Genomic DNA, 13,007 nt, shown 5'->3' on the forward strand with positions numbered 1-13,007 from the left:
GATAAGAAGGATTTTCAGGTTTGTCAAGTTTATTCATAGGCGTTCTCTTTTTTTATTTGATATGATGATTTTCGGTTTCTTCTTCAAGTAAACGCCTTCTTAAAATTTTTCCCACCGCCGTTTTCGGCAACTCCTTTCTGAACTCATAGGCTTTGGGCACCTTATAGGGAGCTAGACGTGATCTCGCAAAAGCGTCCAGTTCTTCTGCATCGGCTTTTGCGCCTTTCTTTAATACGACAAATGCTTTTACTGTTTCTCCTCTGTAGGAATCGGGAACGCCTGCGACAACTATTTCCTGGATGGCTTCATGTTCATAAAGCGCTTCTTCTACCTCACGCGGGTAAATATTGTAACCGCCGGCAATGATGATATCCTTCTTCCTGTCAGCAATATAGAAAAAGCCTTCTTCATCCATATAGCCCATGTCCCCGGTGAACAGCCAGCCATCTCTCAGCACTGCGGCGGTTTCCTCTGGTTTATTCCAGTATCCTTTCATGACTTGCGGACCTTTTACAATGATTTCTCCATGCTCATACGGAGCAGCAAGCTCACCCGTCTCTTCAGAATAGATCGCAGCGTCCGTACTCGGCCAAGGACAGCCGATACTGCCCGGCTTGTTTTTTCCCCAGATAAAGTTGGCGTGCGTCACTGGGGATGCCTCAGACAAACCATAGCCTTCCACAAGCTTTCCGCCAGTCACCTTTTCAAATTTCTGCTTTACCTCCACGGGGAGCGCGGCTGATCCGCTAAGACAGCTTTTAATGGATGACAGATCATAATGCTGCAATTCAGGGTGATGCAAAAGGCCAATGTAAATTGTCGGTGCGCCAGGAAAGAGCGTCGGTTTGTGTTTGTCGATGATTTTCAGTGTTTCGAGCGGATCAAACTTAGGAAGAAGAATCATTTCGAAGCCTAGTTTAATCGAATAGTTCATGACTGCCGTCAGTCCGTAGACATGAAAAAATGGAACGATGCCCAGCACTTTTTCAGCGCCTTCTTTCACGTCATACATCCAAGCGGCGCACATTTCAGTATTTGCCAAAATATTTTGGTGCGTGAGCATGACCCCTTTTGGAGCTCCGGTTGTTCCTCCGGTATACTGGAGGACAGCGATATCATGCTCAGGATCGATCTTCGGGATTGTCAGGAGTTCAGTTTTTTCCTGCTTCATACTGGAAGCGAACGTGTGAATGTTAGCTGTTTTGTCAAAGTCGATATGCACTTTTTGTTTTTGCGTCAGCGGGTAAAGAATATTTTTCGGAAAAGGCAAATAGTCTTTTACGCTGGTTATCAAAATCTGGTCAACTATTGATAACGTTTTCATTTTTATTGCCTTCGGAAAAAGCAAATCTAAGGTGATGATTACACTTACCTGAGCATCTCTAAGCTGGTATTCAAGCTCATGCTCGGTATAAAGCGGATTCGTCTGCACCACGATGCCACCGGCAAACAAGACGCCATAATAAGAAATCACTGTTTGCGGGCAATTGGGCAGCATAACAGCCACTCTGTCTCCTTTTTGCAGGCCATTGCACTGCAAAAAAGCTGCAAGTTTAAGAGCATCCGTCAGAATGTCATGAAAGGTGAGTTTTTTTCCATAAAACGATATTGCGGTTTTATCAGGGAATCGTGCGGCGGAGTCTGTCAGGATGGATTGCAGGGTTTTATTCGGCAACGGGAGCTCATGCGGGATATCGTTGGGATACTCGGCAAGCCACGGCTTTTGAGACTGCATAAAACCTCCCCCTTTCGATTTTAGAGTTCCACCTTATCATTATAGCAGATGGACGGCAAAAAAAAGAAAAAGAAAGGTAAATCTTTCTTTTTCTCATAATATGAACAGATATATAAGACCAATTAACAAAAAGATTCCCGCCGCGGCGAGCAGTACTTTTGCAAGCTTTTCCATTTATTCTCCGTCCCCTTATATTCCGGCTGCCACCACAAATGAAAGCCCGACAGAAATGACAAATGAAATAAAGCCGACAGCCCGGTTATCATTTTCGATTTCCTGATCAATTTTAAACCGCGGAGTCAAAAACTCAAAAATAAAGTAGCTGATCAGAAGCATAACAAACCCGTAAACGCCCCAGCCGATCATTTGCAGCAGCGAATTATGCTGAGAGATGGAATGCTGAAATACGTTTGCGATCCCCAAAATTTTTCCGCCGGTCGCCATTGCCACCGCAAGATTTCCTTTTTGAATCTCTTCCCAGTTTTTATAAGCCGTCACCAGCTCAAACACAGTCAAAAAGAGGACGAGGCAGAGAACCGCGACACTGTAATATGCCGCGATTTCCACAAGCTCGTTTTCCCAAAAATCACTCATGGCCATACTCCCTTTTATTTTAGTTCAACAACCGTAACGCCTGATCCTCCCTCACCTGCTTCACCGAAACGGGAACTTTTGACGCTGCGGTGGTTTTTCAGAAGATCCTGTACGCCTTTTCTTAAAGCGCCGGTTCCTTTTCCGTGGATGATTGACACTCTTGGATATCCGGCTAACACCGCATCATCCAAGTATTTTTCAACCCGGCTTAGGGCATTTTCATAGCGTTCGCCGCGGAGATCAAGTTCAAGCGATACGTGATAGTCCTTTCCCTTGACCGCTGTAATGATTTTTTCTTTTTTTGGCTCCGGAGCTGATTTGATAAACTCCAGATCTTTTTCTTTTACTTTCATCTTTAAAATACCGATTTGGACATTCCATTCATTGCCGCCTGTTTTTTCGAGCAATGTTCCTTTTTGCCCGAAAGTGAGGACTTTCACCTCGTCGCCAGGCTTAAAGTCGCGTTTTTGCGCTTTCGGCTTCTCCGGTTTCTTGGACTTTTCAAAAGCCGGCATAGCGCCTTCTAACCGTTTCTTCGCGTTAATCAGCTCGTGATCCTTGAAGGATTTGTGTTCTTCTTTTATGGAGCGCAATTCATGAATAATGTCCTCGGCTTCTTTCATTGCCGCTTTTACTTTTTCAGCAGCCTGCTGTTCTGCCTCTTCAAGCATTTTGTCTTTTTTGCTGTTAAGCTCGATGATTTGCTGCTGCAGCTCTTTATGCAGTTTTTCCGCTTCTTTTCTGATTGATTCTGTCTCAGAAAGCTCTTCTTCCGCACGTTTTTTGCTTTGTTCCAGCGACGCAATCATCGTATCGACTTCGTTATGCTCGGCCGTCATTTCTGACTTCGCCTGCCCGATGATATGGTCCGGGAGCCCGAGGCGTTTTGAAATTTCGAAAGCATTGCTTCGACCCGGCACACCAATTAAAAGTTTATAGGTCGGTGACAGCGTTTCGATGTCAAATTCAACGCTGGCATTCATGACGCCTTCTCTGTTATAGCCGTACGCCTTCAATTCCGGATAATGCGTCGTAGCTAACACTCGTGCATTGGTGCGATGCACGTCATCCAAGATGCTCATGGCGAGGGCCGCCCCCTCCTGCGGATCTGTCCCTGCACCAAGTTCATCGAAAAGCACAAGGCTGTTTTCATTGACCTGTTCTAAAATGCCGACAATATTCACCATATGGGATGAGAACGTACTTAAACTTTGCTCAATCGACTGTTCATCACCGATATCAGCGAATACGTGCTCAAATACTGCCGCTTCTGACCCTTCATCTGCCGGGATATGAAGACCTGACTGCGCCATTAAGGTTAGCAGGCCTAACGTTTTAAGGGTGACTGTTTTCCCCCCGGTGTTTGGCCCTGTGATGACAATGGTTGAAAAATCGCGGCCAAGCTCGATGTCATTGGCAACAACCTGATCAGGCGGAAGCAATGGATGGCGGGCTTTTTTCAAACGGATAAAGCCGGTGTCGTTCATAATCGGTTTTGTCGCTTTAACCGCTTTTGCATATCTAGCTTTTGCAAAAATAAAGTCAAGCGTCTGCAGCACTTGCAAATCTAGAAATAGCTCCTCTGTATACTCTGCCGTTTTCTCTGTCAGCACACGCAAAATCCGTTCAATTTCTTGCTTTTCTTTCACTTTCGCCTGCTGAAGGGAATTGTTCATATCTACAATCGCCTGCGGTTCAATGAATAGTGTCGCACCAGAGGATGAGGTGTCGTGCACAATTCCTCCATAGCTGGATCTGTACTCCTGTTTGACCGGGATCACAAAGCGGTCATTCCGAATCGTAACAATCGTATCAGACAGCATTTTCGAAGCGGAAGAGGAACGCAGCATCGACTCTAACCGGTCTCTGACTCTTGATTCGAGTGTTCTGAGCTGTGTGCGGATTCCTCTTAATGTTTCCGATGCATGATCAAGCACTTCTCCGTGATCATCAATGCAGGAATTAATGTCCCGCTCTAAATCGGACAGCGTGATAAGCTGTTCAGCATGCTGATGGATCAGCGGAATGTCGACACCGTCTTCAGCCATTTGGGTGATAAAATGTTTCATTTGTTTAACTGCATAAAGCAGGCCTGAGATTTCAGTAAATTCAGAAGGACTGAGAACGCTGCCGATTTCCGCCCGTCTTAACGCTCCTCTGATATCTACAAGGCCGCCAAATGGCGCTTGCCCTCTCAGCCGGATAATGTCAGAAGCTTCGTCTACTTCATCCAGCTGTTTTTTGATTTCGTCTATAGAAGCAGAAGGCTTAAGCTCGAGAAGCATTTCTTTTCCGAGCGATGAAGCGGCATGCCCAATAACCTGTTCTTTCACTTTATGAAATTCAAGAGCTGATAATACTTTTTGCTGCACGATTGTGTGAGCCTCCTTACTTAATCGTTGCGCTTCAGAAATGCCTCTACGTCTTTAAGCGACCGGGCATTCAGAACGTTTTTCGTTTCCGTCCATCCTTTGCGCGCGGCAGTAACGCCAGTTTTCATATCGTCTAACATCTCAATATTATGGGCATCAGTATTAATCACCAATGTAACCCCTTGTTCGTTTGCTTTCATTAAATGCTCTGTGCGCAGATCAAGGCGCGCAGGGTTGGCGTTGAGTTCAAGCGCCGTATTTGTTTTCCTCGCAAGCTCAATCAGCTGATCAATATCGATTTCGTAACCGGCCCGTCTGCCGATAAGGCGCCCGGTCGGGTGTGCGATAATGTCAACATGCTTGTTTGTCAGTGCCGTCTCAAGCCGTTTCATAATCACGTGTTCCGGCTGATTAAAACTGGAATGAATCGATGCAATAACGATATCCATTTCCGCAAGCACATCGTCATCATAATCGAGCGTACCGTCAGGCAGGATATCCATCTCAACGCCTTTCAAAATACGGAAGTTTTCAAACTCTGCATTCAGCGCGTCAATTTCTTTTGCCTGCTGCTTAAGTCTTTCTGCAGTAAGCCCGTTGGCGACCTTTAAATATTGTGAGTGATCGGTGATCGCCATGTATTGATAGCCTTTTTTGATGCAGGCTTCAGCCATCTCTCTGATCGAAAATGCGCCATCGCTCCACGTTGAGTGCATGTGGAGATCACCTTTGATTTGCCCGGGCTCTATCAGTTCAATGCTGTCGCTGTAGGTTTCCACTTCCTGTCCGCTTTCACGAATTTCCGGCGGAATCAGCGGCAGGCCGAAGTGCGCATAAAATTCACGTTCACTCGGAAATGTTTTGATCTCTCCGGTTTCAACTGTCTCAACGCCGTATTCACTGATCCGCTCGCCGCGTTCTTTGGCGATTTGGCGCATCTTAATATTGTGATCCTTTGATCCCGTAAAATGATGGAGGGTTGTCGGAAACTGCTCTTCCGTCACAAGACGGAAATCGACGCTTGTTTCATATTCAAAGGAAAGGATGACGGACACCTTCGTATCTCCGCTTGCGATCACGCTTTTGATGTTTGGCAGCTCAAGAAGCTGCTCTCTTACTTCAGCCGGATGATCTGTAGCAATGATATAATCCAGATCCTTCACCGTTTCCCGCGCTCTGCGGAGACTTCCGGCACGAGAAAATTTGATGATATGCGTAAATTGAGAAAGATGCTCCTCAATTTCCCGCGCGATCCGGAGGGCGTAGCCGATCGGGAACCGTTCAGGCTGTTTTCCGGCTTCCCCGAGCGCCTGTAATATTTTTTCTTCCGATTTTTTGCCGAAGCCCGCAAGACCCTGGACCTTTTGCTGCTCACAGGCTTCCTTCAGAGATTCTGCATCGTGTACGCCGAGCTCTTTATACAGCTTTGCGATTTTTTTGCCGCCGAGCCCCGGCAGCTTCAATAAAGGCACGAGTCCTTCCGGCACTTCTTTCTGAAGCGATTCGAGCGTGCTTGACTTTCCTTCATCTATATACTCTTTAATGACGCTGTACGTTCCTTTTCCAATGCCGGACAGCGACATCATATCGTCCATTTCTGATAAGCTTCGGTCGTCCTGTTCCAGAGCTGCCGCCGCTTTTCGGAAGGCGGATACTTTAAACGGGTTGTCCCCTTTGAGTTCCATATAGACTGCAATGGTTTCAAGCAGCCGGATAATATCTTTTTTATGCATATCATAACCCCCAGACGTTCACATATGTTTCCATCATACTTGAAAAAAACTTCTCCGGACAAGAGAAGTTTTTTTATGCCCCGTACTGTGTCCACAGCTCTTGTAAAAGCCCTGACAAGTACGGTGTATGGTTAATGATCACATTTGCGAGAGACGATTGCCCCATCATTTGCTGCAACGCGTCTACCGGCAGAACGGATGCGACATACAGCAGCACAAATGTAAATAAATAGACTTCTAGAAAACCGAGAACGGCTCCCAGCATCTGGTTGATTTGTTTAATCACCGGAATGCCGGCTACAATACTCAGGAACGAGCCGATGATTCTCAGTAAGATTTTAGCAATGATAAATAAAACGATAAACGCAATCGCATTATAGTACGCTGCTTCCAAATTCCCCGTAAAAAAAGAAAGAGCCGGCTGTCCCGCTGAAAAATCGGGTGCGGGAATCCAATGTAAATGCGGTGCCACGTTTTTATAGAATAAAGCCGCAAAGGCAATTGATAAAATAAAGCTCGTCAAGCGGATAAACTGCAGGATAAAACCGCGTTTTAACCCCAGTAAAGTCCCCATCAGGAGCAAGATTAAGATGATGATATCTAGCATAGTTGTTCAATCCTTTTCTTTAAGCTGACGCTCCAGTTTTTCACATTTCTCTTGTAATTTGACATAATCGTGCACCACATTTACCGCTGTCAGCACTGCAAGTTTATTTATATCAAGGTATGGATTTTTTTCATTGATTTCTCTCATTTTATCATCAACAATTCCGGCGACATACCTCATATGGGCTCTGCTTTCTTCACCGACAATCGTGAAGTGCTGGCCGTAAATGTCAACGGTTGTTTTTGTTTTTTTGCCGTCAGACAACGTTTCTCCTCCATTCCGCGAGAATCCTAGTTCTTATCATAACACGTTTATTAAATGAATGGAAAGACGAGCCTCCCGCTGTTATGATACACTGGTATATACAGCGAAAAGTGTAAAAAAAGGAGATTATTACGTGTCCCATTCAGTGATAAAAGTATCGTTGTCTGCTATTGACCAAATGAAAATGACATACAGCGGTTCGCTTACAGCCTCTGTTCCGCAGGGAGCCGTTTTTCAGGCGAAACCGCCCGGCTGTACCATTACAGCATATCAATCCGGCAAGGTCTTGTTTCAAGGCAAAAACGCAGCGGCAGAATCCGCGCGCTGGGGAACAGCAGAGCCGGAAAAGAAGAAAATGGCCAAAAAGCCGGCTGATCCCCGCTATGCCCCTCCGGCAGATATCGCCGGAATGTCTGTTATCGGTTCTGACGAAGTCGGAACCGGAGATTACTTTGGCCCAATGACGGTTGTATGCGCGTACGTCGACAAAACCATGCTTCCTTTAATGAAGGAACTCGGTGTTAAGGATTCTAAAGATTTAAAAGATCCGCAAATCATCGAGATTGCCCGAAACCTGATCAAAACTATTCCATATAGCCTGCTGGTTTTAAAAAATGAAAAGTATAACAGCATGCAGGAAAAAGGCATGAGCCAAGGGAAAATGAAAGCATTGCTGCACAATCAGGCGATCACCCATTTATTAAGGAAAATGGATGGAATAAAGCCTGAGGCCATTTTGATTGACCAATTCGCTGAGCCAGGCGTCTACTTCAATCATTTAAAGGGCAGAGACATTGTGAAGGAGCGGACCTATTTTAGCACAAAAGCTGAAGGTATTCACCTGGCTGTCGCCGCTGCTTCAATCATTGCAAGATATTCATTTTTAATGGAAATGGATAAACTGTCACGCGAGGCAGGAATGACACTTCCGAAAGGAGCCGGTCCGCACGTTGATGAAGCGGCCGCCAAGCTGATCCTCAAAAAAGGGGCATCTGCACTCAGAACCTTTACAAAACTCCATTTCGCCAATACGCAAAAAGCGCAGCGCCTTGCTGATAAAAAACGCTCATAGAAAAAAGCTTGCAGATTTCTCTGCAAGCTTTTTTATCAGCCTCTTAAAACAGCTTGATATGTGTCTTCTAACGCTTTCAGCACTTTGCTGTGCGCCTTTGTCACTTCTTCTTCAGTCAGTGTTTGTTCAGGATTGACATACTGGAGTGAGAAAGCGACTGACTTCTTGCCTTCCTCCATATGCTCTCCTTCGTATACGTCAAATACGGTTACCTCTTTCAGAAGCTTGCCCCCGGCCTCTTTAATGACGCTCTCGAGCTGTCCGCTTGTGACGGTTTTATCTGTTACAAGAGCAATATCACGTGTCACAGACGGATATTTCGGAATCGCCGTGTAAACAAGAGGTGCTGTTTCTGCTGCGAGCAACGCATGAAGATCGAGCTCAAATACGTATGTTTCCTTTATATCCAGTTCTTTTTCCAATGAAGGATGGACTTGGCCGATGAAGCCGATCAGAGAACCATTCAATAAAATGTTCGCTGTTCTGCCCGGATGCAGCTGTTTGCGTTCAGACTGTACAAATTCAATGCTTTCTAGGACGTTGAGTTTGTCTAACAGCCCTTCCACAATTCCTTTGACAACAAAGAAATCAACTGGTTTCTTTTCTCCCTGCCATAGCTGTTTGCGCCATAATCCGGTAACAGCTCCTGCTACGCGTTCTGTTTCAACAGGTTTTGTGTCCTCTTCCTTCGTCAGGAAAACGGAGCCAACTTCGTACAGTGCAACTGAGTCAGTCTGCCTCGCAAGGTTGTAAGAAACAGAATCAAGCAGATTCGGAACAAGACTGTGTCTGAGAATGCTTCTTTCTTCACTCATTGGAAGCGCAAGCACAGTATTCAGTGATTTTTCAATCGCAAACGCTGCCGCTTTCTTCTCGTTTGTCAGTGAGTAAGTGATGGCTTGTGATAAGCCTGCGCCTTCAAGGAAGCGTCTGACTTTACGGCGTTTTGCCTGATATGCCGTTAATCCGCCTGTAGTCCCCGCTGTCTCAGGAAGCGTAGACGGAATGTTATCGTAGCCGTACAGTCTTGCCGCTTCTTCGATTAAATCCTCTTCTATTGTAATGTCGCCGCGGCGTGATGGGACAGTCACAACGAGAAGTTCACCCGCTTCACCGACCGTAAAACCGAGACGTTTATAAATGCTGATCAGTTCTTCTTTACTGATCGTCAGGCCTAGAACGCTGCTCACTTTGTCAGCAGATACGTGAATGTTATTTGCTTCGATTGTCAGGTGATCTTCCTCAACTGTTCCAGCAAGCACCTCACCGCCGGCATACAGATGGATCAGCTGCGCAGCCCGTTCTGCTGCAAGACGTACGCGCGCCGGATCAATTCCTTTTTCAAATCTTACGCTTGATTCACTTCTCAAACCAAGGTCTTTGGAAGCCTTGCGAACCGTCTGCCCATTGAAATACGCAGCCTCAAGCAAAATCGTTTTCGTATCTTCCTGAACCTCTGACTCTGCTCCTCCCATGACACCCGCAACGGCCTGCGCTTTCGTTCCGTTTGTAATGACAAGGTGATCGGCGGACAGCTTACGTTCTTGATCATCAAGAGTTACGATCATTTCATTCTCAGCTGCTTTTCTTACTACGACTTCCTTAGAGCCAAATCTGTCATAATCAAACGCATGAAGCGGCTGTCCGTATTCCAACAGGACAAAATTTGTGATGTCAACGACGTTGTTGTGCGGACGAATGCCTGCATTCATCAGCTTTGTCTGCATCCAAAGCGGTGACGGAGCAATCGTGACATTTTTAATGATTTTTGCAGTGTACAGCGGGTTCGCTTCTTGATCTTCAATTTTGACTGAAATGTAATCAGACGCTTGTTCTGAAGCAGCCGGGTAATCCGTTTGCGGAAGCTTTACCTCAGTGTCTAAAATCGCGGCAACCTCGTAAGCAACACCAAGCATGTTCATGGCATCCGCGCGGTTTGGCGTTAAACCCAGCTCAAGAATCGCATCGTCAAGCTGTAAAGCCGCTAAGGCATCGCTTCCTGTTTCAGCGTCATTAGGGAATACGAAAATGCCTTCTGCATACTCCTTCGCCACAAGTTTGCTTTCGATACCAAGCTCCTGTAAGGAACAGATCATGCCATTTGATTCTTCACCGCGAAGCTTGGCTTTTTTGATTTTGAAATTGCCCGGCAGCACCGCTCCGACTGTTGCAACTGCGACTTTTTGTCCCTTATCCACATTCGGCGCGCCGCAAATGATTTGTACAGGGGCTTCAGCTCCGATATCCACAAGGCACTTATTCAGCTTATCAGCATTCGGGTGCTGCTCGCGCTCCAGCACATGGCCGATGACAACGCCTTTGATGCCTTCTCCTTTGTATTCAATTCCTTCAACCTCAATACCGGCTCTTGTAATTTTTTCAGCAAGAACAGCCGGGTCCATGCCTTTTAAATCAACATAATCCTCTAACCATTTATAAGAAACAAACATCCTTGCATCCTCCTCTTACGCCTGTTTAAACTGCGAAATAAATCTGACATCGTTTGTATAGAAGTGGCGGATATCATCAATGCCGTATTTCAGCATCGCGATGCGCTCAACACCCATTCCGAATGCGAAGCCCTGATATTCCTTCGGATCAAAGCCAGCCATTTTAAGCACGTTCGGGTGAACCATTCCGGCACCGAGGATTTCAATCCAGCCTGTTCCTTTACATACTGAGCAGCCGTTTCCACCGCATTTAAAGCATGTCACATCCACTTCTACTGAAGGCTCAGTAAACGGGAAGAAGCTTGGGCGGAGTCTGATTTCACGGTCTTGCCCGAACATTTTTTTCGCAACGAGTTCAAGCGTTCCTTTTAAATCACTCATGCTGATGTTTTTGTCAACGACAAGCCCTTCAATTTGCATAAATTGGTGAGAGTGCGTCGCATCATCGTTATCACGGCGATATACTTTACCCGGGCAAATGATTTTAACGGGACCTTTGCCTTTATGCTTTTCCATCGTCCGTGTTTGGACAGGAGAAGTTTGCGTTCTCATCAAAGTTTCCTCTGTGATGTAAAAGCTGTCCTGCATATCGCGCGCAGGGTGTTCTTTCGGAAGATTGAGCGATTCGAAGTTGTAGTAATCCGTTTCAACCTCTGGCCCTTCCTCGACTGTGTAGCCCATACCGATAAATAAATCTTCAATTTCTTCAATGACAACAGTGAGCGGATGGCGGCCGCCGACTGCAACAGGGTTCCCCGGCAGCGTGACGTCAATTGTCTGTCCTGCAAGCTTCTGTTTCATTTCCTCTTCTTCAAGCTTCTCGTTTTTGTCAGCAATCGCATTGGCAATACGCTCCCTTACTTCGTTCGCGAGCGCCCCCATTTTTGGACGTTCCTCAGCAGAAAGCTTGCCCATTCCGCGCAGCACTTCTGTAATCGGCCCTTTTTTTCCGAGATATTGCACCCGAATATCATTGACAACCTTCAATGAGCTTGCCGCTTCTACTTGTTCTAAAGCTTCTTGTTCCAGCTGTTTTAGCTTTTCTTCCATTTTGCATCCTCCTTTTATGTAAACAAACCGTCATATGTCTTTGGAAAATAAAAAAAACCCGTCCCTTGTACAAGGGACGAGTTGTGGCCGCGGTACCACCCTTATTTCAGACAGACTGATGCTGTCGTCAGCTTCATTGACATAACGGAATCAGATTCCGGTTCACCTTTACGCGCAGTGTACGCGGTCCCGGCGACAACTCAAGAGGTGAAGCCAATTTCCGGCTGCGTTAAAAATGCTCTCAGTCAGCGGCATTTTCTCCCTGGAAAGCAGTTGATCAGAAATTGAGGTCCTCTGTCACGGTTTTTGAAATATTATGTTCTATTATAGAGAAATCCAACGCTTGGCGCAACACTATCCTCGCAAGTGATACACGAGGATGGCAGCCGCAACCGCAACGTTTAGTGATTCAGCCTGTCCGTAAAGCGGCACGTACAGGTTCAAATCCGTTTTTTCCAGCAATGCAGCATCCACCCCTGCACCTTCATTTCCTACAATGAGCGCAAAGGATTCAGACTGAGGAATCTCCTGGTAAGGCGCTCCGTTTTGCAGCGCCGTGCCGTATACTTTTACGCCCTCTGCCTTCAATTCGTCCACATATGAAGGCAGGTTTCTTCTCACAACAGGAATATGGAAGTGAGATCCTTGAGCAGATCGCAGTGTTTTTCCGTTAAAGGCGTCCGCCGTGCCGTCACCGAGTACAACCGCATCCAAACCGGCCGCATCAGCCGTTCGAATCATTGTGCCAAGGTTTCCCGGATCTTGAACAGCGTCAATCAGCAGCACCTTGCGTGCCGTTGCCAGCTTTTCTTCAGGCATATGGCACACAGCGGCAATCTGCTGCGGCGTTTCGGTTTCAGTCACAGCTGAAAACGCATCTTCACTCAGCATATAGCACTGGATACCAGTCTCAAGATCTGAAGGAATCCTCGTTTCATCCTTTACAAGGATTTCTTTCACAATGCCCGGGCTTTTCAACGCCTCTTCAACGAGGTGTTCTCCCTCTATCAGAAATGTATTTGTTTTTGTTCGTTCTTTTTTTGTGTGAAGCTTTTTCCAATCCTTCACTTTTTGGTTTTTTGCCGATTCTATTTGTTTCACTGTCTATGTGGCGCTCCTTTTTTTAACAT

11 protein-coding genes are annotated in these 13,007 nt (G+C 46.2%); 2 read left to right on the forward strand and 9 right to left on the reverse strand.

Translation table 11 applies throughout. From position 1 onward, the window contains the following. Positions 1 to 52: 52 nt before the first annotated feature. The 6 genes from lcfA to zapA all read right to left on the reverse strand — a co-directional run bounded on the left by lcfA (position 53) and on the right by zapA (position 7,305). Positions 53 to 1,735, reverse strand: coding sequence for a long-chain-fatty-acid--CoA ligase LcfA (lcfA, locus tag MKY50_RS14525; protein WP_080529640.1), 1,683 nt, complete (start codon positions 1,733 to 1,735; stop codon positions 53 to 55). A gap of 189 nt (positions 1,736 to 1,924) precedes the next feature. Beyond that, positions 1,925 to 2,329, reverse strand: coding sequence for a DUF350 domain-containing protein (locus MKY50_RS14530; RefSeq protein ID WP_003237674.1), 405 nt, complete (start codon positions 2,327 to 2,329; stop codon positions 1,925 to 1,927). Positions 2,330 to 2,343: 14 nt separating this feature from the next. Further along, positions 2,344 to 4,701 (reverse strand): endonuclease MutS2, encoded by a 2,358-nt coding sequence (locus MKY50_RS14535; protein WP_021480271.1) that lies wholly within the window; start codon positions 4,699 to 4,701, stop codon positions 2,344 to 2,346. A gap of 20 nt (positions 4,702 to 4,721) precedes the next feature. Beyond that, positions 4,722 to 6,434 carry a DNA polymerase/3'-5' exonuclease PolX gene (gene polX, locus MKY50_RS14540; protein WP_015384310.1) on the reverse strand — a complete coding sequence of 571 codons (1,713 nt, stop codon included), beginning with the start codon at positions 6,432 to 6,434 and terminating at the stop codon, positions 4,722 to 4,724. 73 nt (positions 6,435 to 6,507) lie between these two features. Then, on the reverse strand, positions 6,508 to 7,041 hold the full coding sequence (locus MKY50_RS14545; protein ID WP_003229537.1) for a CvpA family protein: 534 nt from the start codon (positions 7,039 to 7,041) through the stop codon (positions 6,508 to 6,510). A 6-nt stretch (positions 7,042 to 7,047) separates the two neighbouring features. After that, positions 7,048 to 7,305 (reverse strand): cell division protein ZapA, encoded by a 258-nt coding sequence (zapA, locus tag MKY50_RS14550; protein ID WP_003229534.1) that lies wholly within the window; start codon positions 7,303 to 7,305, stop codon positions 7,048 to 7,050. A 133-nt stretch (positions 7,306 to 7,438) separates the two neighbouring features. Between zapA and rnhC the strand changes: the two genes are divergently transcribed. After that, positions 7,439 to 8,377 (forward strand): ribonuclease HIII, encoded by a 939-nt coding sequence (rnhC, locus tag MKY50_RS14555; protein WP_015251512.1) that lies wholly within the window; start codon positions 7,439 to 7,441, stop codon positions 8,375 to 8,377. A gap of 35 nt (positions 8,378 to 8,412) precedes the next feature. Here rnhC and pheT read toward each other — a convergent pair whose 3' ends face one another. Next, on the reverse strand, positions 8,413 to 10,827 hold the full coding sequence (gene pheT, locus MKY50_RS14560) for a phenylalanine--tRNA ligase subunit beta (RefSeq protein ID WP_033882916.1): 2,415 nt from the start codon (positions 10,825 to 10,827) through the stop codon (positions 8,413 to 8,415). 15 nt (positions 10,828 to 10,842) lie between these two features. Next, positions 10,843 to 11,877, reverse strand: coding sequence for a phenylalanine--tRNA ligase subunit alpha (gene pheS, locus MKY50_RS14565; protein ID WP_003229529.1), 1,035 nt, complete (start codon positions 11,875 to 11,877; stop codon positions 10,843 to 10,845). A gap of 81 nt (positions 11,878 to 11,958) precedes the next feature. Between pheS and MKY50_RS14570 the strand changes: the two genes are divergently transcribed. Further along, on the forward strand, positions 11,959 to 12,165 hold the full coding sequence (locus MKY50_RS14570) for a hypothetical protein (protein WP_004398812.1): 207 nt from the start codon (positions 11,959 to 11,961) through the stop codon (positions 12,163 to 12,165). Positions 12,166 to 12,231: 66 nt separating this feature from the next. Here the strand turns inward: MKY50_RS14570 and MKY50_RS14575 are convergent, their stop codons facing one another. Continuing rightward, the gene (locus MKY50_RS14575; protein WP_003246182.1) at positions 12,232 to 12,978 is read right to left on the reverse strand and encodes a TrmH family RNA methyltransferase; all 747 of its coding nucleotides are present in this window, start codon (positions 12,976 to 12,978) and stop codon (positions 12,232 to 12,234) included. Between the last annotated feature and the right edge of the window lie 29 nt (positions 12,979 to 13,007).

The sequence above is a fragment of the Bacillus sp. FSL R7-0685 genome (genome assembly GCF_038002425.1).
Classification (GTDB): domain Bacteria; phylum Bacillota; class Bacilli; order Bacillales; family Bacillaceae; genus Bacillus; species Bacillus subtilis.